The organism is Gillisella vitis, from assembly GCF_021559775.1.
In the GTDB taxonomy this organism is placed as follows: domain Bacteria; phylum Pseudomonadota; class Alphaproteobacteria; order Rhizobiales; family Rhizobiaceae; genus Allorhizobium; species Allorhizobium ampelinum.
Map to the genome: position 1 here is coordinate 531,870 of NZ_CP056047.1, position 20,708 is coordinate 552,577.

A 20,708-nucleotide genomic window follows, 5' to 3' on the forward strand; every position below is an offset into this window, starting at 1 on the left:
TCAGCTTTGGCTGCGCTCCGCCGCCCGACTGGCGCGGATCGCTTCGGCGAGGAATGGGCGCGACAGGCCGTGATAGAGCGGTTCGCGTGACAGAAGCCGCGACGTCGCATAGCCCAGCATGGCTGCGGTCATGATGGCGATGGCGCTATCATGGCTGGCGGTCATTTCCATGATGATCACGAAGGCGGTCATTGGCGCCTGCACCACGCCAGCGAAATAGCCGGCCATGCCGAGAATGGCGCCAAGCGCAATGCTGGAGCCGGTCAGGCTGGCGGCGGTGCTGCCGAGCCCCGCCCCAACCGATAGGGAGGGTGCGAAAATCCCGCCCGGAATGCCGGAAATCATCGTCAGGAACGAGGCCGCCAGCTTTTGTGCAAAAAACAGCAGGGGCAGGGCCTGGCCCTCCACCGCGCCGCGCGCCTGTTCATAGCCGGTGCCGTAGGTGGCACCTCCAGTCAGGATGCCGATCAGCGCCACGCCCAGTCCGCAAACGGCGGCGAGCAACACGGCGCGCCGCAAGGGCATTGCCGATAGCTGAGTCCACCGGCGTATCCGGCGCATAAAGGTCAGCGCCCCCGCGCTGAACAGCGCGCCGAAGGCGCCGCCGCCAATGCCGCAGAGGCCGACCAGCATCCAATCACGCAAGCCGGAGACGGTGGGATTGGCGGTGCCGAAATAGGTATAGCTGCCGACCAGGCCGAGGGCTGCAAGGCCTGAAACGATCACCGCGATCAAAACCAGGCTATTGACGCGGGAGTGATAGGTCTTGCTCATTTCCTCAATCGCAAAGACGATTCCGGCCAGCGGCGTATTGAACGCAGCGGCAATGCCCGCCGCCGATCCGGCCAGTATCAGCCCATCTGCCCGCGCCATCCCGCCAATGCGGGCGCAAAACAGCATGATCGAGGCCCCGACCTGCACGGTCGGTCCCTCGCGTCCGATCGATCCGCCGCAGAGCAGACCGATTGCGGTCAAAAGCACCTTGCCGATAGCAATCCGCATTGACAGCAACCGGCTGCGCCCAGCCGGATCATCGATATGACGGGCGGCAATCGCCTGGGGAATGCCGGAGCCTTGTGATGCGGGAAAAACCTTGGCCGCCAGAAGCGCGCAAAGCGCAAAGCCTGCCGGCGTCAACAGAAGCGGAAGGAGAAAGGTCCATTGCGTGGCGTGGGTGATCGTGTGAAACAGCGCTTGGGCGCGGTCTGCCAGCCAGGCAAAGCCGACGCTAACGACGCCGATAGCAGCGGCACCGGCCCAGAAGACCAGCCGCATTTTCCACATCCGCCAGGAACCGCTGAGCGCGCGCGAGCGCCGCAGCATTTTCGAGGGCGTGGAACGCGGCATGAGGCAACTCCCAGATGGCTACTGCATCACTCCTTAAATCGAAATCGATGAAATCCCAAGAGATTTAGAAGGTTGGGGATTTAGCGATTTGGGACCAACATTGGCGACAGGTTTTCAAAAATCGTTACTTGACCATAAGGGCGGCAATGGCCTTTGCGCCTGCACGGGTCTGGTATTTTACCGATTGTTCATGTATCCGCTTCACGACATGTTTACCGGGCGCTGCCATAAGCATGGCGGAGTGAATAATCCCTAATATTTCTCGGGCGAAGGACGTCGGGGCTGATGGTGAATGCATTGGAAACCGACGTTTCAATCAAGCCCGGACGATTTTTCCTGGTTGCCGGGATAGGTCTTGGCTGGCATGCGGCCAGCAAGCTCTTGCGCCTTGTGTTGGCGCTTGGCCTTGCGGCTTTGTCGCTGCTGTCGATTGAATTCCTGCTGGAGCCCCTGGCGGAGCTTGGCCTCGTTTACAAACTGCATCAGGATATTGGCGGCGCGAGCTTAGCGACGCTGTCATTGCTGGGTGCCATCGCGGCTGGCCGTGTTGTTCAGCAGCAGATCAGGCCGGTTCGGGCGGGTGCATCACCTGCTCATACACAATTGGCTGGGCGCATCGTGCGGGAAAATTCCCGGGCGGCGGCAGGCCTGGTGGCGCTCGGCGATAAGCAGGTGCTGTTTTCCAATGAGGGTGATGCTTTCCTGATGTATGCACGCCGCGGTCGTCGGTTCGTCGTGCTGTTCGACCCGGTCGGACCACGGGCTGCCTGGCCGCAGCTGGTGACGAAATTGCTGAAAGAGGCAAAGGCTTGCGGCTGCCGCGTTGCCTTCTACCAGGTCTCCCCGGACTTTCTGCCTGTTGCGGCGGATGCGGGCCTGCGGCTGTTCAAGCTGGGCGATCAGGCGATTGTCGATCTGCACCGTTTCGACCTGAAGGGTGGCGACTGGCTGAAACTGCGCCGCTCGATCAACCGCGCCGAGCGCGACGGACTGGAATTTGCCATTGTGCCGCCAGCCGAAGTAGCGGGATTGCTGGATGAACTGGCTTACGTTTCGGATGTCTGGCTGGCCCATCACAAGGCCGGAGAAAAGGGCTTTTCGCTCGGCACCTTCCAGCGCTGTTATCTCTGCGCCCATCCGGTTGCCATCATTCGCCTTGAAGGCCGGATTGTCGCCTTTGCCAATATTCTGACCACCGAGACAAAACAGGACGCCTTCATCGACCTGATGCGGCATCTGCCCGGCACGCATCGCGGCATGATGGACCTGCTGTTCGTGAAGATCATGCTGCATCTGAAAGCGGAAGGCTATCGCCAGCTTGACATGGGCATGGCGCCGCTGTCCGGCCTGTCGGACCGAGCGTCCGCCCCGCTTTGGCACCGCCTTGGCCGTCTTGTCTATGAGAATGGCGAGCGGCTCTATAATTTCAAAGGCGTCCACGCCTTCAAGGCTAAGTTCGATCCCGACTGGCAACCCCGCTACCTCGCCGTCAGCGACCGGCGTCAAGCATTGCCCGCCGTGGTCGATACCGCGCTGCTGATCAGCGGCGGGATCAAAAAACTGGTGCGGCGATAGCGGTGTCTCGCGCCTGCTTGATCGTAACCATGGGTCGATGTATATCATATAGCGATATATGATAGGTGCGCTATGAGAACATTGATCGACCTTGATGACGATGCCGTGGTGAAACTGGACCGGATTGCCCGCCAGGAAAAAATTTCCCGGGCAGCGTTGATCCGGCAGGCCGTGGCATCGTTGCTGGAAGAACGGCAGAAGCCTGATTTGGATCACGGCTTTGGTCTCTGGAAAAACCAACCGGATGGCCTTGCCTATCAGCAGGCCCTGCGCGACGAATGGTAAAAGCGCTGTTCGATACCAATATCCTGATCGATTTTCTGAACGGCAAGGAACCAGCCAGGCAGGAGCTTTCGCTTTACGAGGAAAAGGCGATCAGCATGGTGACCTGGATGGAGGTCATGGTTGGCGCATCCGATGAGAACGGGCAAGCGACCGCTGCTTTTCTTCGCAGTTTTCGCTGCATTGCTATCGATCAGACCGTGGCCGAGCGTGCAGTTGCGTTGAGGCGTGCGCATCGGCTGAAACTGCCTGACGCGATTGTCTGGGCAAGTGCTCTGGCCCATGACATGCTGCTGGTAACCCGGGATACCAAGGATTTGCCGGGCAATCATCCCGGCATCCGCATTCCCTATCGGCTGTGACGTCTTACCGATCACTTAACTGCCAATCTGGATTAATCCAGGGCTCCTGATTGCTGCGGGGCAATGGATCACGACCAAGAATATGATCGGACGCTTTTTCGCCGGTCATGATCGAGGGGCCGTTGAGATTGCCATAGGTGACATGCGGGAAAATCGATGAATCCGCCACCCGTAGGCCTTCGACGCCAATCACCTTGCAAGTGGGATCGACCACGGCCATTGGATCATCTTTACTGCCCATTTTGGCTGTGCCGCAGGGGTGATAGGCGCCTTCCAGATGTTCGCGCAGGAAGGCGTCGATCTCGTCATTGGTTTGCACTTTCGATCCCGGTGCGATTTCGGATTCCCGATAGGGATCAAAGGCTTTTTGCGCGAAAATATCGCGGGTGATCCGCACGGCATGGCGGAATTTCACCCAGTCTTCCGCATCGCTCATATAGTTGAAGCGCAATACGGGAGCGTCTTTGACATCCGGTGAGCGCAAGGTCACAGAGCCACGCGATTTCGACATGTTATAGCCGACATGGGCCTGAAAACCATGGCCCTCCACTGACGATTTGCCATCATAGGACACGGCAATCGGCAGGAAGTGGTATTGCAGGTCGGGCCATTTTACGCCCGCGCTTGAGCGAATAAAGGCGGCAGCCTCGAACTGGTTGGAGGTGCCAAGGCCTTTCTTGAACAACAGCCATTGCGCGCCGACCACGCCTTTCCAGAACCAGTTGTTTTTGGAATGCAGGGTGATGGGCAGTTTTGATTTGAACTGGTGGTAATATTCCAGATGGTCTTGCAGGTTCTGGCCAACGCCGGGCCGATCCACCACCACATCAATGCCCATCTCGCGCAAATGCGCCGCCGGGCCAATGCCGGAGAGCAGCAGGATTTTCGGCGAGTTGAAGGCGGAGGCGGCAACAATCACCTCGCGGTTGGCGCGGATCACCTCGATCTTGCCGCCAATCTCCACTTCCACGCCCACAGCGCGGCGGCCTTCCAGCACGATCTTGCGGGCAAAACAGCGGATCATCAGGCAATTGTCACGCTTCAGTGCCGGTTTCAGATAGGCATTGGCGGTGGACCAGCGGCGACCTTGCCAACTGGTTTGCTCCATCAGGCCAAAGCCTTCCTGTTGGCGGCCATTGTAATCCTCGGTCACGGGGAAACCGGCCTGCGCTCCGGCATCAATAAATGCCTGATATAGCAGATTTTTTACCTCGCCCCGGCGTACATGCAGGGGACCATCGGTGCCGCGCCAGCCCTCTTCACCGCCATGAGAATGCTCCATGCGCTTGAAGTAAGGCAGCACATCGGCATAGGACCAACCAGTCGCTCCGAGCTCGTCCCAACGGTTAAAATCCTCCGCATGGCCGCGCACATAGACCATGCCGTTGATGGAAGACGAGCCACCCACCACCTTGCCACGCGGCGCAATCATGCGGCGATTGTTGAGGTGTGGTTCCGGCTCGGTGACATAGCCCCAATTGTAGCGGTCCATATTCATCGGAAAGGCGAGGGCGGCAGGCATTTGCACAAAGGGGCCAATGTCTGATCCGCCAAATTCCAGCACGATCACCGTGTGCTTGCCATCTTCTGACAGGCGATAGGCCATGGCCGCACCTGCCGAGCCGGAACCGATGATGATGAAATCTGCCTGGTGCATTGTGGTTGTTTCCATTTGGTGCGGTGCGGATGTACCCCCCTCTGGCTTGCCAGCCATCTCCCCCTCAAGGGGGGAGATCGACCCAGAGTTTGCCCGTCATTTTCTTTCTTCACGTAGGGCTACGGTAAACGTTGCCGCTGAAGAAGGACTGAGCGGATAAACTTGATCTGATCTCCCCCCTTAAGGGGGAGATGTCCGGCAGGACAGAGGGGGGGAAATCTTGCTCTGCCCTAAATGTTACTCAGGGAAATGAAGCCCTCAATACGGCGCTTCACACTTGCCCATGCCCACATAAACCGTCTTCAACTCCGAATAATGCTCCAGGGCCGCCAGCGAATTTTCGCGACCAAAACCGGATTGTTTGGAGCCACCAAACGGCATTTCCACCGGGCAGAGATTATAGGTGTTGATCCATAGTGTTCCGGCTTCCAACTGGTCCACCACGCGATGGGCGCGGGTGATGTCAGCGGTAAACACGCCGCCCGCGAGGCCAAATTCCGAGGCATTGGCGCGAGCAATCACGTCAGTCTCGTCATCAAAATCTAGCACGCACATCACGGGGCCAAAAATCTCTTCGCGGGCGATGGTCATGCTATCAGTCACATCGGCAAACACGGTGGGCTGAATAAACGCACCAGTGCCCGATGCACTGTTGGGAATGCCGCCGCCCGTGATCAGTGTCGCGCCCTCGGCTTTGCCCTTGTCAATATAGGACAGCACTTTTTCCCGCTGCGCCATCGACACCAAAGGCCCCATCTGGGTGGCCTCATCTTGCGGATCGCCAATCACAATCGCTTCCGTGCGGGCCTTCAAGCGTTCAAGGAAGACCTGCTTAATAGTCGTGTGAACAAATACCCGCGTGCCGTTGGAGCAAACCTGTCCCGTGGAATAAAAATTCGCCAGCATTGCCCCAGAAATGGCGCTGTCGATATCGGCATCACCAAACACGATCAGAGGTGATTTGCCGCCCAACTCCATGGTCACATGCTTCAAATGCCCAGCCGCCGCCGCAGCAACCTTGCGCCCCGTCGGCACTGAGCCAGTCAAAGACACCTTGGCCACATCGGGATGATTGACCAGCAGAGGCCCTGTCTCCCGATCGCCCTGAATGACATTGAACACGCCCTTGGGCGCGCCCGCCTCAATCAGAATTTCGGCAATCTTCAAAGCCCCCAGCGGCGTCATTTCCGATGGCTTGAACACCATGGCATTGCCAGCCGCCAAGGCCGGGGCCGATTTCCAGCAGGCGATCTGCTGCGGATAGTTCCACGCGCCAATGCCCACGCAGACGCCAAGGGGAACCCGTTTGGTATAGGCAAAATCATTGCCCAGCGGAATGTGGCTGCCGTTGAGTCCTGCCGCTGCGATACCGCCAAAAAACTCAAAACTATCCGCGCCCGATGTCGGGTCCGCCACAATGGTTTCTTGTATAGGCTTGCCCGTGTCCAGCGTTTCCAGCTCCGACAGTTCGCGGTTGCGCTCGCGCATAATCGCGGCCGCCTTTTTCAACACGCGGCCACGAGCGGTGGGGCTAAGGGCGGCCCACTCCTTCTGCGCCCGCTTGGCCGATGCAATGGCCCGCTCCACAATCGCAGGCGTGGCGGCATGGAGGCGGGCAATCACCTCACCCGTGGCGGGGTAGATGCTGTCAATCACCGTGCCGCTTGCGTCTTCAACGTATTCACCATCAATGAAGTGAGAGGCTTTGGGTTGGGCTTTCATCATAGAACTCGCAATTCTTCGTAAGACACCATCACATGCTCGCGAAATGCGGGGCGCGTGGTCAGGTTTTGATAATATCGGTGAAGGGCGGGGCGCTCTGGGCGCATGATGTCGATATCGAAATAGCGAAACAGCACATGGCCGAATTGAATATCGGCCAAGGTCAGCGCATCACCCGCCAGATAGGCGTGGTTTGCTAACCGCTGTTCGGCAATATCCAGCTTTGCGCCCAGCACACCCATGGCTTTTGCAATGGCGGCGGGATCACGATCTTTCGGCGCAGTGCGCACCACGCGCCAGAATATGGGATAGGTAAACTCTTGCGCAATATTCACTTTGGACCATTCAGCCCACATGTCCACACGGGTGCGACCCGCCAGATCATCTGGCCAAAATGGGGACGATGCATAACGGCTGGCGAGGTAGCGAAGGATCGCTCCCGTCTCAAACAGAGGCTCACCATTACCGTCTTGCAAAACCGGCACGGTGCCATTCGGGTTCATGGCCAGAAATTCCGGCGTGTCATTGCCGCCGTAGCGATGGCCGATATCATGGCGAACATAGTCGAGACCAAGTTCGCCAACGCACCACATCAGCGCCTGCACATTCGAGGATGTTTTTCGGCCCCAGATCGTCAGCATTGTCACTCTCCCCTCGGATAGCGTTTGCTGTCTTCCAGCACATTCAGGTCCATGTGGTTGCGCATGTAGCGCTCCGATGCCTTTTGCAGCGGTTGGTGATCCCATGGATAATAGGCACCGTTGCGAAGTGCTTCATAGACCACCCAGCGGCGGGCTTGGCTTTCACGCACCGCCGCATCAAAGCGGGCCATGTCCCAGCGGGCTTCGCGCTTAGCTGTGAAATCGGCCAGTACATCGGCATAAGCCGGATCGCCCGCCAGATTGGTCAGCTCCAGCGGATCACGCTCAAGGTCAAACAATTGGTCGGGATCAAGGGCGCAATGCACATATTTCCATTGCCCCTCACGGATACACACCATGGGCGCGTAGGAGCCTTCGGCGGCATATTCCATCAGCACCGGCGCGGTGCGGGCCTCGCCACTGATCATGCCCTTGAGGCTTATGCCATCGGTCCAGGGCATGATCTCATCCATGGAAATTCCGGCCAGATCACACAGCGTTGGCGTCACATCCAGATTGGAGGTTGGAGCCTGATGCAGGCCGGGGGCAACGCCGGGGCCTGCCACCATCAGCGGCACACGGGCCGAGCCTTCAAAGAAATTCATCTTGAACCACAGGCCACGCTCGCCCAGCATATCGCCATGGTCGGAGCAGAACAGGATGAAGGTGTTGTCCAGCATCCTTGTGCGGGTCAGCGTGTCGATCAACTCGCCCACCTTGTCATCAATATAGGAGATATTGGCGAAATAGGCGCGGCGCGAGCGGCGGATGTCTTCCTCGGTCACATTGAAATTGTCATAATCACAGGCATGGATCAGCCGTTTGGAATGCGGGTCTTGGTCCGCTAGCGCACCGACGTCTGGCAGAAGATGGGCGCAATCCTCATAGAGATCCCAGTATTGTTTGCGGGCCACGTAAGGGTCATGCGGGTGGGTGAAGGAGACGGTGAGGCACCACGGGCGGCGATCTGCATCATCATTCTCACGGCTCAGATGATAGAGCTTCTGATTGGCCAGAAATGCCACTTCATCATCATATTCCATCTGATTGGTAATTTCGGCAACGCCAGCGCCGGTCACCGAGCCGAGATTGTGATACCACCAGTCAATCCGCTCTCCGGGTTTGCGATAATCTGGTGTCCAGCCGAAATCGGCGGGGTAAATGTCGGTGGTCAGCCGCTCTTCAAAGCCGTGCAATTGGTCGGGGCCTACGAAATGCATCTTGCCCGAAAGCGCCGTGTAATAGCCTGCGCGGCGTAGATGATGCGCATAGGTGGGAATGGACGACACATATTCCGCCGCATTGTCATAGACCTGCGTGCGGCTGGGAAGTTGACCGGCCATGAAAGAGGCGCGGGCCGGGGCACAGAGCGGCGAAGATGTGTAGTTGTTTTGAAAGCGGGCGGAACGGGCTGCCAGCTCTTTCAGGTGCGGCGCATGCATCCAGTCTGCTGGGCCATTGGGAAACAGCGTGCCGTTGAGCTGATCGACCATGATGATGAGAATATTGGCTCTGGTCACGGTCTGGGCTCCCCAAGGTTGATGGCATGTAACTGGCCACTGACATAGTCCTCCACCAGTGTGACAGAGGCATCAATGGACAGCGGCGCTGCCCGCAGGCTCTGGCGAATGTAGAGCCCGTCGATCATTGCTGCCGTGCCTTCTGCAATACGCTCGGCGTCAGACCTGCTGGTCAGGTGTAGCAGGGCGTCGACCAGATTGGAGCGCAACCGCCGGGCATAGATCACCAGCAGGCGGCGGGTTGCTTCCGAGCGTTGCGCTTCGGAATAGAAGGCAAGCCAGGCCGCCACGGTATCGGGCGCAAACTGGTCGGCCTGGAAGCTGATACGGATCACGGCGCTAATCCGCTGGCGCGGGGTGGTTGCCGCGGTCAGCGCGCTGGCGGCATCAGCTTGCAATTGTCTCAACAGCGAGCGGATCGTTTCGATCAGCAATTGCTGCTTGGAGCCGAAATAATGATGGGCCAAAGCCGGAGAAACCCCGGCGGTACGGGCAATTTCAGACATGGTGACAGCCAGCGAGCCATGCGTGCCAATGGCTTTCAAGGCTGCATCGACAAGGGCTTTTCGTCTGACCGGCTCCATTCCCAGTTTTGGCATGGCCTATCCTTTCTGATGATCATCAATCTATTCTTGATTGACTGATCAATCAATAAAAATCAGCCAGCGGGATGCCGGTCCGAGGTCCAGATGATTGTCGAGCGTGGGCTGACACCCGACTGACTTAGCCATTCCGGGGGCTGTCACAAAACTTTCATCCCCGGTAAAGATTTCCTTCAGGCTTTGCCGTCACCGTGCCGTAAACTTAAACAATTTGGGCGCAGGGATATTTCAATGGTGGCGATTGCGACGGAACGCGGAGTATTACGCCGCTATGCCAGCGATCAATTGCTGACGCTGGCGAAAGTCGTAATGGAAAATGCCATGCAGCCGATTGTCGAGGTCCAGACCGGGGCAGTCTTCGGCTATGAAACGTTGATGCGCGGTCAGGAACGGATCGGTTTCGAGACCCCGCTGGATATTCTCGATCAGGCCCATGAGACGGGGCAATTGCTGGCGCTGGAGCAGATGGTGGCAAGCAGGGCGCTGGCCAAATTTGCCAGCCTGCCCGATCATGCGGCCTATACGCTGTTTCTCAATCTCGATGTGCGGCTGATTGCACAAGGAGAGACGATTATCGACGGGCTTTTGGCGCATCTGCGCGCCGCCAGGATTGCGCCGTCGTCCGTGTGTTTTGAATTATCGGAGCGGTTCAACAATACCGAAGTGCCGGAATTTGCCGGTCTGATGGTGCGTCTGCGCAGTGCTGGCTTCAAGATTGCCATTGACGATTTCGGTGTTGGCCATGCCGAGATGAAGCTGCTCTGCGATTTCCCCATCGACTATCTGAAAATCGACCGACATTTCATCTCAGGTCTGGACAGTCATTCGCGCAAACGTCATCTGGTGAAAAACATCGTCCAGACCGCCCATGTGCTTGGCGTGCGGGTCATTGCCGAGGGGATCGAGACGGAAGGCGAGTTCATCGCCTGTCGCGAGCTTGGCGTGGATCTCGTCCAGGGCTGGTATATTGCCAGGCCCACCACCCATCTGGCCGAGCTGAAATCCCACTATCGGCATCTGAAGGATATCGGTCAGTCACGGCGCTCCAGCCAATCGCTGGACGAAATCCTGATCCGCAAGCAGATCGAGCGCCTGCCGACGGTCTATGAAAACGACAGTGTCGATAGCGTGTTCGACCTGTTTCGCCGCAATCCGCGCCAGTCGTTCTTTCCGGTTCTAAACGCCAATGGCGAGCCGCGCGGCATTATCCACGAAGTGCATTTGAAGGAATATATCTATCAGCCCTTCGGGCGCGATCTTCTCAAGAACAAGGTCTATGAGCGGACGATCTCGCAATTCGTTGATCACGCTCCGGTCGTGGGGCTTGATGCCGATGCCGATAGGCTGATGGCGATCTTCTCCAATACCGAGGGCAGCGATTGCGTGCTGCTGACCGAAAATCTGCGCTATGCGGGCGTGGTCTCGGCGGCGTCGCTGGTGCGCATCATCAATGAAAAGCAGTTGAAGACCGCCCAGGAGCAGAACCCGCTGACCGGCCTGCCGGGCAATCGCGCCATTCGTGATTTCATGCAGGACAGCGGTCGTGATAGCGATGACCTGCGCCATTTCTGCTACTGTGATTTCGACAGTTTCAAACCCTTCAACGATCACTACGGCTTTCACCTGGGCGACCACGCCATTTCGCTGTTTGCCGCGCTGATGCGCCGTTATTTCTTCGCCGATGGCGTGTTTCTCGGCCATGTCGGCGGCGACGATTTCTTCATCGGCCTGATCGGTTGGACTGGCGAGGAAGTCGTCGAGATCCTCGACCGGCTGCTCTCGGATTTCCACGGCGATGTCGCCGCTCTCTATTCACCGGAAGACCGGGCGCAAGGCCGTATTCGTGGCACGGACCGTCATGGTATCGACCGCGATTTTCCGCTGATGCGCTGCTCCATCGGTGTTCTGGAATTACCGCAGGGGCTGGTTGTCGATGATGTCAGCCGCCTGTCGTCGGAAATCGCCAGCGTCAAGAAAAGCGCCAAGGACAGCGATAGCGGCCTTTTTGTCTCCGGCATCCGTTCGCCGCAGCCGATCGGGTGAGTTGGGTTTCGGCTCAATCGGTCTGATAAACAATGACCGCCTTTGAGAAATCCTTGTTGCGCAGATCCGTGCGGCGGATCATCACATAATAACCGCCGTTGAAATCGACGCTGTCGCTGGCATAGCCGGTGATCGTCAGCAGGGGAATCCAGTTTTCGATGGGGCCCGCAAGCCCCCTTATGGTGCGGATGTAATCGTCGTTGCGCGGCAGATCGAATTTCACGTCTTCGGCACCGAGATCGATGGCGGGGTCGGATTGAACGAAGTTCGGCCAACCGTAGAGTTGGCAACCGTCGCCGGGGCCGCTGGTCAGCGCATCCAGCCAGGCCCGATGCGGCGGCTCCTGCGGATGGGGATAGCGGGTCAGCATCGGATAGGACCCATCGCCCGGCAGCGTATAGGAAAAGGTTGGATCGATCCGGGCGGATGGCAATCGCATCGCCTGTTCGTCGGTGTCTCCCTCATGTCGCTCGCCCCAAAGCGCCATGCCGAGATCAGGGACGGGACGGCGTTTCAACTCGCTCTGCGCGGCGGGAAGATAGAGAAGGGAAAAGGATTTTTCCGCCTGCTGCTCGCCAAACCAGGGCAGCAGCACGAGGTCGAAGAACACCAGAAGCCGGCCGTCGGTGGGAATATCGGGATCGACAGGGCCGGCTGCGGCGGCAGCGGCAAGATCGAATTGCAGGACGAAGGCAAGCGGAGCATCCCGGTTGGCGAGCGGTTGCTTGGCGTCAATCATCTGCTGGTAATAGGGGCTGGGGTTCTCGGCATTCAGCTTGCGCAGGACGTCAACGTCTCTTTTGCCGCTCGAGGACGGCTTGCGCATTGGCCAGTCCGTGTTCTCAGGCATGTCCGGCGCGCCGCCGATCTTACTTGCGCCGACAGGAATGTCCTTATCCTCCAGCGCTGTCGAGCTAAGAATGGTCGTTGGCCGGGCCTGTTGCAGCAGGCTGCTTCGATCCCAGGACCCCACGCCGAACGTCTTCAACGACTGGTCGAGTTCGTCTTTTGTCTTGAAATAAGGGCCAGCTTTGCGCTGCTGCGCGAAGGTGCCTGTGGCGTTACCGAAAGCCAGGAGGCCAGCCGCCCCGGCAAGAACGCTGCGACGGGTGAAGAGATGCGGGGCAAGGGGCTTTTTGTGCATTCAAATGGTCCTGAACTATCGGGATTCTGGGTCATTCGTTCGGTATTAGAAGGACTTATGCCGCCCCGCGTCGATCCGTCTTCTTTTCTTTTCGTCTCTCGGTCTCTAGATAAGGTCGAGGTACACTTAGTCCAGAGGCAAAAGATGACGCTTCCCACGCACATGCGCTATGTCGATACCCCATCCTTCGGCGGGCCTGAGGTCATGACAATTGCCCATGGTCCGCTGCCAGCTCCAGCAGCCGGTGAAATCCTTGTCAAGGTCGAGGCGGCAGGTGTCAACCGGCCGGATGTGGCGCAACGCCAGGGCAGCTATCCGCCGCCGAAGGGCGCAAGCCCTGTTCTCGGCCTGGAAGTGGCTGGCAGGGTGGTGGCGCTGGGCGAAGGGGTGAGCGATTTTGCCATTGGCGACAAGATCTGCGGATTGGCCAATGGCGGCGGTTATGCCGAATTTTGCATCCTGCCGGAAGGCCAAAGCCTGCCCTGGCCCAGGGGCTTCGATGCGGTGAAAGCGGCGGCGGTGCCGGAAACCTTCTTCACCGTCTGGGCCAACCTGTTCCAGATGGCGGGATTGACGGAAGGCGAAACGGTCCTCATCCATGGCGGCTCGTCGGGCATTGGTACCACGGCCATCCAGCTTGCCCGTGCTTTCGGTGCCGATGTCCTGACCACGGTTGGCTCGGCTGAAAAGGCCGAGGCCTGCCTGAAGCTCGGCGCCCGCCGGGCCATCAATTACCGGAGTGAGGATTTCGCCGAGGTGGTGAAGGCCGAGACGGATGGTAAAGGTGTCGATATCATCCTTGACATGATCGGCGCGTCCTATTTTGAAAAGAATATTGCGTCGCTGGCCAAGGATGGCTGCCTGTCGATCATTGCTTTTCTCGGCGGTGCCGTGGCCGAAAAGGTCAATCTCGGCCCGATCATGGTCAAGCGCCTGACGGTGACAGGATCAACGATGCGCCCGCGCACCGCGGAAGAAAAACGCGCCATCCGTGATGACCTTTTGGCGAGCGCCTGGCCGCTTCTGGAGCAGGGCAGCGTCGCGCCAGTCATTCATACCGTTCTGCCGTTCGACAAGGTGGCGGATGCGCATCGGCTGATGGAAGACAGCACGCATATCGGCAAGATTGTGCTGACGCTTTGAAAGATGTTTCCGCTCGCGTCCGAGCAGGTGGTTAAAATTGCCTCTTTAGATTGTGGTTTGGCAGCGATTAATTCGGATGAGGCTGTCACAAAACATTCGCAATAGCGCCGCATATGATTGTTTTTTAAGTGCTTATTAAAAGTATCAATGCATAATAATTTCGATTTGCTTTCGCGGTTTTCTATTTCAGCAAATGATTTGCCCAGTCCGCCTTGAAGAAAGCATGACAACTCTTTTATTTGTCAGGGTGAATCTTCATGGCGTTTGGAATTACACGTATAGGAAGCAAACTCTCGGTCATGTCCGGTGCAGGCATTGTCCTTGTCCTCATCATCTCGGTCGCCGGATGGCTTTTGTCTCAAGCGGTCGACAGGGCTGTCACCCAGGGCCAGGTCCAGTCCGGGATCGCCCGCAATATCATCGACATGAAAGCGTCTTTGCGCGGCATGGATATCGGCGTGGGTGAACTGCGCCTGGCAACGTCCCAGCAGCAGCAACAGGCCGCAGTCGAGTATTTCCAGCAACGGCACAGTTCCGCCGAGAAATATCTAAACATCGCCAGGGCCGACATGCGATTGCCCGCCAATCAGGAGCGGGCTCGCCGCATTGGCGAACTGCTGACCAATTACAGCGCGGCCATCACCCAATTGGCAACCGTCATCGGTCGTTCTTCGGCAGATGTCTCCGCCAGCCTGCCGCCTCTGAAAAAAATGAACGACGAACTGGCCGCCCTTGTTGATGAGACGGTGATTGCTGTCAAGCAGAAGGTCGAGGAGACCAACGAAGAGCGCCTTCATCTGCAAAATACCGCCTCGGCGATTACCCTTTGTCTTTCGGTTTTGCTGGTGACGCTGATGATCGGCTCGGCGCTCTTCGGACGCCGGGCGATTGCGGCGCCCATCCAGCGGATCACCGATTGCATGGCAGACCTGGCCAAGGGCGATTTGTCCAAAACCATTCCCTATGCAAGTAACAAGGATGAGATCGGCGACATGGCCCGCGCCGTGCTGGTGTTCAAGCAGAATGCGGAAAAGGTTCGTGATCTCAATGCGCAGGAAGTCGCGCTTCAGGCTCAGAATGCGGATTTGCAGAGCAATATTTCCCACGTCGTGTCATCGGCGGTTGCGGGCGATTTTTCCGCTCGCATTCAAAAGCGCTATGACAACGAAGACCTGAATCGCTTCGCTGCCAGCGTCAACCAGTTGGTGACCTCTGTCGATCTGGGTGTAGCTGAAACCAATCGCGTGGTCGCGGCTCTGGCCGAAGGCGATCTGACCGAAGCCATGCGTGGCGAGTTCAAGGGCGTGTTCCTCAATTTGCAGACAAACATGAACGCGACCATGGAGAGCCTGCGGGTGGTGATGACGGAAGTCCGCGGCGCTATCGACATGATCAAGAGTGGCGCGGGCGAGTTGCGCCATGCCTCCTCCGATTTGTCCAAGCGTTCGGAGCAGCAGGCGGCCTCTTTGGAGGAAACCGCAGCAGCACTCGAGGAGATAACATCCGCCGTGAAGAGTTCCACTGACCGTTCGGGTGAGGCCGCCGACATGGTCGCCCAGGCGCGTCAAAGCACCGAACAGTCCCGCGACGTGGTCAGAAATACGGTTGCCGCCATGGAGCGCATCGAGCAGGCCTCCAACGAGATCGGCAACATCATCAATGTCATCGACGAAATCGCTTTCCAGACCAATCTTCTGGCGCTGAATGCCGGCGTGGAAGCGGCGCGGGCAGGCGAGGCTGGCAAGGGCTTTGCTGTCGTTGCCCAGGAAGTGCGCGAACTGGCACAACGCTCGGCGGGCGCCGCCAAGGACATCAAGACGCTGATCACCCGCTCTCGCAACGAGGTGGCCGACGGCGTGGCCCTGGTGACGGAGACGGGTGACGTGCTGGGCACCATCGGCAGCCATGTCGTGAAGATCAATGAACATGTCCATTCCATCGCCCAGGCCGCCAGGGAGCAATCGACCGGTCTGAGCGAGATCAATACTGCCATCAACCAGATGGACCAGACGACACAGCAGAATGCGGCCATGGTCGAGGAATCGACCGCCGCCACCAATAAACTGGCCGACGAGGCGAGTAATCTCTCCACGCTGGTGGCGCGTTTCAAAGTACACACCGGTACGCAGGCGTCGGCCCCATCCCGCCCAGTCTCGTCCCACTCGGCGCCCTCCCATTCCGCAATGGCCTCTGCCCCTGCGGGGCGGCGACCCGTGTCCTCCAGCCGAGGTAATACCGCCCTGGCGATCGAAAAGGATTGGGAGGAGTTCTGAGCCGCACTGTAACGCTGGCCCAGCCCGTTGGACCTTTGTTCCATTTCTACCTTTTGGAAGACGGCGCTTGAAATTCCGCAAAATCGGGCCTACCTTCTTATCAACGTCAACAGAAAGAAAGGAAGGTGATCCAATGTCTAATGAGATTTCGGTCTGCGTAGAGGGCTTTGGAATGGTGATGGTCGGAAAGGGGCAGCCCTCGATCTGATCCCATCTTCCTTCGGCGGCAGCTGTGCCGCCGGGTCTTCAGTCAGGCCAAACTCATGCAAAATTCATGGCCGCAAGGCCAGGAGGAAAGGGTCGCGAAAGCGGCCCTTTTTGCTGTTCGGTTGATCGTTCCTCTTCATCCCATGATGTCTCTCCAGCCCCGCGCAAACTCTTGTTTTTATGGATGAGAGGGCCGGGCCATCTGTATCCGGCGTTGGAACCCGGTGTTGCCTTGTGGAATAGATAATTCCAGTGACACGGGTGTTTGTTGTTGGAGCATCGCGTGGCCACCCTGGAACTGGTACTTTCGGCTTATCAAAGCGGCGATCTGGACCAGGCGCTGGCGCTGGCCGATGCGACCGATGAAACGGACCCGGATCGGATCGCTGATCTGGATTTCCTCACCGGCGGCATCCGGTTGAAGCAAGCCGACAGGGCCGGGGCGGCCAAGGCTTTTCTGAAGGTGGCACACAGTGCATCGGCCAAGGCGAATGATTGTCTGGTGCTGGCCATTGATCTGATGTTTTCCGAGAGCCAGTTCGAGCCGCTTGCCGGGCTTGTCGATCTCGTGGCAAAACGGCTTGCCGATCATCAGACAGCGGTGTTCAAGGTTGTGACTGCCTTGTCCACGCTTGGACGGCTCGGCGAGGCCCATGCGATTATCGGCGCACTGGATTGTGAAAAACGTCCGCATCTCAATCTTCTCATTGCTTTCATTGCGACCTCGAGGGACAGGGACGCGTTATATGCCATTCTGCTGGCCAATGCTGCGCGCTACCCCAACAATGCTTTCCTGCTTGCCGCTCTGGCGCTACGCGCCCATGAGCGCTGCGATTTCGCGGTGACGGATCATTTTGCGGCCAGGTTGCGGGAACCGGGTTTTGGGGAGCGTCTGGCGGCTTTTGAGCTGGGTTTGGCAAGGATCATCCGCACCGATGACGAGCGTGAGGCGGCAAAGCCGTTTTTCGGAGCGCTCGAAGTCATGCGTCACCGTGCGCAAGGGGCAGAACCTCTCGCGCGCCGGGCGATCCGCCCGCAGGGCCGACTTCGCATCGCCTATTTTTCCAGCGATCTTCGCCTTCATCCGATGATGACGTTGATCTATGACGCCCTGTTGCAGCATGACCGTTCGCGGTTCGATATTATCCTGCTGTGCCATTCTCCCGTCGGTTGCGAGGCTTATCAATCGACGTGGCCGGAGCAATTGCGCGGCGAAGTCGTCCGGGTTCGCGACCTGTCCAGCGCCGCCATCATCGAATGGATACGCCAAAATGAGGTGGATATCCTGGTGGATCTGAATGGGCATACGGCGCGGGCAAGGCTTGATGTCGTTGACCTTTGCGACGCGCCGGTCAAAGTTACCTATATGGGATTTCCCGGTGCGGTGATCGGGGTCGATCTGGACTATGCGATCACCGATCCGATCATCACGCCCGATAGCAGCAAGCCCTATTATCAGGAAAAGCTCTGCCGCTTGCCGGAAACCTATATGGCCAACAGCGTGTCTAGCCGGACTTGGCAGCAGAGGGCAAGCCGCGAGTCGGTTGGGTTGCCATCTGGTCGGTTTGTGTTCGGCTCGTTCAACGGGTCGCAGAAGATCGACCGTCAGGCGATCCGTATCTGGGCGCAGATTCTGAAACGTGTGCCTGAGGCCGTCCTTTCCATAAGCTGCGCGCGCGCTGCGGTGGCGGACAATCTGCGCGCCGCCTTCGCGCAGCAGGGCATCGATGCCGGGCGATTGATCTTCTTCGATAATTGCCCGAGTGCGGAGTTTCTGGCCCGGATGTCGGCAACCGATCTGGTGCTCGACACCTTTATTTACAACGGCCACACCACCACATCCGATGCGCTGTGGGCAGGGGTTCCTGTCCTGACGAAGAAAGGCAAGGCGTTCGCTGGTCGTGTTTCCGAAAGCCTGCTGAAGGCCGTCGGCCTGCCGGAACTGGTGGCGCAGGATGCGGATGATTTTATCGCCCGCGCCGTCGATCTCGCCGAGCACCCAGACCGGCTGGAGGCGCTTCGAATGCGTTTGCGCACCCAGATTTTAACCGCGCCGCTGTTTGATGCCGAGCGCTTCACACGCCATCTGGAGCGTGGCTACGAGATGATGGCGGAGCGGGCGCGGGCGGGTCTTCAACCCGATCATATTGATGTTCCCGCCTTGCCTGCGCGCAAGCAACCGTTTTTCACGCCGCAAGAGGCAGGCCATGGCAACGTTTGATGTGGCGGTAAAGGCCTATCAGGCCGGGGATTTCGACGCGGCGCTGGGTGCGGCGCACGCCGTGATTGCCAAAAAAGCGCCCAACCATGCGATGGCGAAGGCCCTGGTCGGTAATATCCTGCTGAAGCGCGGCGACAAGCCAGCTGCCGCCACCGCATTTGCCCAGGCGGCAAAGGCCAATCGCTCCGAGGCCCCTGCGTTTTTGAAGCTGGCGGCGACACTGTTTCTCCAGGCCGGACAGGCGGATGAGGCGCGTCGGATCGGGTTGGAGGCGGGCCTTCTCAACCGCAACGATCCGGCCTTTGTGCTTGTTATGGCTCAGACCCTACTGGCAGCTTGGGACGACCCGGCCCGTCAGGCGGTGACACAACTGATCCCTTATCTTGACCGGACGAGTGGCCCGGCGATGTTTTTTACCGCCAGTTTCTACCGCGCCAATTGGCAATTGCCGGAGCTGAAAGCGCTGCTGGATGAGGCCCGCGAAACCGTGCCTGACGATGTCGCCATCGAAGGCCTGCGCTTTGCCAGCGCCCATGACCTGGTCGATCTTGCCACCATCGCCCGTCATCAGGCATTGATGGCCGCCCCGGACGAGCCTTACGTCCGTGCTGTCTTGCAGGTCGAGCAGGCGCTGTCGCGCGTGCTCTGGTGCGAAGACCAGAGTGTGCAGGCCAAGCCCGTGCGCGAGCATTTGGCCTTGGCGCAAAGCTTTGCCGCCCGCCCGCCGCGGCGGAAAATCGGCCGCCGGATAATGGAAAAGAGCGAACAACCCCTGCATATCGGCTATCTCTCCAGCGATTTTCACGCCCATGCAACCATGACCCTGTTTCTCGACAGCCTGCTGGCCCATGATCGCAGTCGGTTCAGGATCACGCTATTTTGCTATACCGCAAAGACCTACAGCGCCGATCAGCAGGCCATGCCGGAGCAGCTACGCCAGGAGCTTGTCAGCGTGCGCGATCTTTCCGACGAGGCGGCGGCTGGCGAAATCGACCGTCGGCAGGTCGATATTCTGGTCGATCTGAAAGGCCATACGCCGGGTGCCAGGCTCGGCATCGTCAATCTGTCGTCGGCGCCAGTTAAAGCAACCTATCTCGGCTTTCCCGGCCCGGTGTCCGGCGTCGATCTGGATTATGCCATCACCGATCCGGTGGTGACGCCTGACAGTGCCGAGGCTTTTTACCAGGAAAAATTCTGCCGCCTGCCGGAGTGCTATCAGGCCAACAGCGCTGCCAGCCGTCCGCAACCAAGGCCGTCGCGGCGTGCCGATCATGGGGTGCCGGAGCATGCCTTCGTTTTTGCGTCCTTCAACGGCGTCCACAAGATCACGCCGCAGACCATGTCCCTGTGGGCTAGAGTATTGCGGGCCGCACCCGATAGCCTGTTGTGGATGCTTTGCCCGGATGCCATTGCAAGAACCAACCTGGAGGCGGCCTTTGTGGCGGAAGGCATCGATCCGGCCCGCATCCTGTTTGCCGCCAAGCAGGATTATGGCGACCACGTCCACCGGCTGCCGCTGGCCGATCTGGCGCTCGATACCTTCCCCTGCAACGGCCATACGACGACCTCCGATATGCTTTGGGGCGGGCTGCCGGTCTTGACCAAACGTGGGCATTGTTTTGCCGGGCGGGTGTCGGAAAGCCTGTTGAAGGCTGTCGGCCTCGATCAACTGGTGGCTGATGATGAGGAGGCGTTCGTCAGTCTGGCCGCAGAACTGGCCCGGCAACCGGACAAGATCGCCGCGTTGAAAAGCCATCTTGCTGCCAGCCGCGATACCGCGCCGCTGTTTAACACGCTTCGCTTCACCCGGCATTTGGAGCGGGCTTATGAGCTGATGGCGGAGCGCGCCCGCGCGGGCTTAGCGCCAACCCGGATCGACGTACCGGCCTTGTCGGTATAAGCGTCACGCCGCCGCCGCCGGGCAAGCCTCGGGCAATGGTTTTCCTCTATCCGAGATGATGCTGCGGCA

15 protein-coding genes are annotated in these 20,708 nt (G+C 58.7%); 8 read left to right on the forward strand and 7 right to left on the reverse strand.

All coding sequences use genetic code 11. From position 1 onward, the window contains the following. Window positions 1–1,347, reverse strand: coding sequence for a chloride channel protein (locus AVCG78_RS02410; RefSeq protein ID WP_234665089.1), 1,347 nt, complete (start codon window positions 1,345–1,347; stop codon window positions 1–3). 285 nt (window positions 1,348–1,632) lie between these two features. On the opposite strand from AVCG78_RS02410, the gene AVCG78_RS02415 reads away from it, so the two are divergent. From AVCG78_RS02415 to AVCG78_RS02425, 3 genes are all read left to right on the forward strand, one after another. Beyond that, entirely contained in the window at window positions 1,633–2,922 is a 1,290-nt protein-coding gene (locus tag AVCG78_RS02415) for a phosphatidylglycerol lysyltransferase domain-containing protein (RefSeq protein WP_015915236.1), read from the forward strand. Window positions 2,923–2,994: 72 nt separating this feature from the next. Further along, on the forward strand, window positions 2,995–3,207 hold the full coding sequence (locus AVCG78_RS02420) for a ribbon-helix-helix domain-containing protein (RefSeq protein ID WP_015915237.1): 213 nt from the start codon (window positions 2,995–2,997) through the stop codon (window positions 3,205–3,207). Continuing rightward, the gene (locus AVCG78_RS02425) at window positions 3,201–3,566 is read left to right on the forward strand and encodes a type II toxin-antitoxin system VapC family toxin (RefSeq protein WP_015915238.1); all 366 of its coding nucleotides are present in this window, start codon (window positions 3,201–3,203) and stop codon (window positions 3,564–3,566) included. The genes AVCG78_RS02420 and AVCG78_RS02425 overlap by 7 nt, the downstream gene beginning before the upstream one ends. 4 nt (window positions 3,567–3,570) lie before the next feature. On the opposite strand, the gene betA is transcribed toward AVCG78_RS02425, so the two are convergent. The 5 genes from betA to betI all read right to left on the reverse strand — a co-directional run bounded on the left by betA (window position 3,571) and on the right by betI (window position 9,705). After that, a complete protein-coding gene (gene betA, locus AVCG78_RS02430; protein ID WP_071202710.1) occupies window positions 3,571–5,223 on the reverse strand; it encodes a choline dehydrogenase in 1,653 nt (550 codons plus the stop codon). Window positions 5,224–5,481: 258 nt separating this feature from the next. Further along, window positions 5,482–6,945 (reverse strand): betaine-aldehyde dehydrogenase, encoded by a 1,464-nt coding sequence (gene betB, locus AVCG78_RS02435; RefSeq protein WP_071202956.1) that lies wholly within the window; start codon window positions 6,943–6,945, stop codon window positions 5,482–5,484. Next, window positions 6,945–7,586, reverse strand: coding sequence for a glutathione S-transferase family protein (locus AVCG78_RS02440; protein WP_071202712.1), 642 nt, complete (start codon window positions 7,584–7,586; stop codon window positions 6,945–6,947). Before AVCG78_RS02440 ends, betB begins: the two co-directional genes overlap by 1 nt. Before the next feature lie 2 nt (window positions 7,587–7,588). Continuing rightward, on the reverse strand, window positions 7,589–9,079 hold the full coding sequence (gene betC, locus AVCG78_RS02445; protein WP_156582913.1) for a choline-sulfatase: 1,491 nt from the start codon (window positions 9,077–9,079) through the stop codon (window positions 7,589–7,591). A gap of 23 nt (window positions 9,080–9,102) precedes the next feature. Then, complete coding sequence (betI, locus tag AVCG78_RS02450; RefSeq protein ID WP_071202714.1) at window positions 9,103–9,705, reverse strand: transcriptional regulator BetI; 603 nt, start codon at window positions 9,703–9,705, stop codon at window positions 9,103–9,105. A 234-nt stretch (window positions 9,706–9,939) separates the two neighbouring features. Between betI and AVCG78_RS02455 the strand changes: the two genes are divergently transcribed. Beyond that, the gene (locus AVCG78_RS02455; protein ID WP_071202715.1) at window positions 9,940–11,751 is read left to right on the forward strand and encodes a GGDEF domain-containing protein; all 1,812 of its coding nucleotides are present in this window, start codon (window positions 9,940–9,942) and stop codon (window positions 11,749–11,751) included. 13 nt (window positions 11,752–11,764) lie between these two features. Here the strand turns inward: AVCG78_RS02455 and AVCG78_RS02460 are convergent, their stop codons facing one another. Continuing rightward, entirely contained in the window at window positions 11,765–12,895 is a 1,131-nt protein-coding gene (locus AVCG78_RS02460; protein WP_156582906.1) for a DUF1963 domain-containing protein, read from the reverse strand. Window positions 12,896–13,039: 144 nt separating this feature from the next. Here AVCG78_RS02460 and AVCG78_RS02465 point away from each other — a divergent pair, with 144 nt between their 5' ends. The 4 genes from AVCG78_RS02465 (at window position 13,040) to AVCG78_RS02480 (ending at window position 20,639) form a co-directional block, all read left to right on the forward strand. Next, window positions 13,040–14,038, forward strand: coding sequence for an NAD(P)H-quinone oxidoreductase (locus AVCG78_RS02465; RefSeq protein ID WP_156582904.1), 999 nt, complete (start codon window positions 13,040–13,042; stop codon window positions 14,036–14,038). A gap of 257 nt (window positions 14,039–14,295) precedes the next feature. Continuing rightward, complete coding sequence (locus tag AVCG78_RS02470) at window positions 14,296–16,311, forward strand: methyl-accepting chemotaxis protein (protein ID WP_071584844.1); 2,016 nt, start codon at window positions 14,296–14,298, stop codon at window positions 16,309–16,311. Window positions 16,312–16,801: 490 nt separating this feature from the next. Further along, the gene (locus AVCG78_RS02475) at window positions 16,802–18,739 is read left to right on the forward strand and encodes an O-linked N-acetylglucosamine transferase, SPINDLY family protein (protein WP_071202723.1); all 1,938 of its coding nucleotides are present in this window, start codon (window positions 16,802–16,804) and stop codon (window positions 18,737–18,739) included. After that, on the forward strand, window positions 18,726–20,639 hold the full coding sequence (locus tag AVCG78_RS02480) for an O-linked N-acetylglucosamine transferase, SPINDLY family protein (protein WP_071202725.1): 1,914 nt from the start codon (window positions 18,726–18,728) through the stop codon (window positions 20,637–20,639). Before AVCG78_RS02475 ends, AVCG78_RS02480 begins: the two co-directional genes overlap by 14 nt. The last annotated feature ends 69 nt before the right edge of the window (window positions 20,640–20,708 follow it).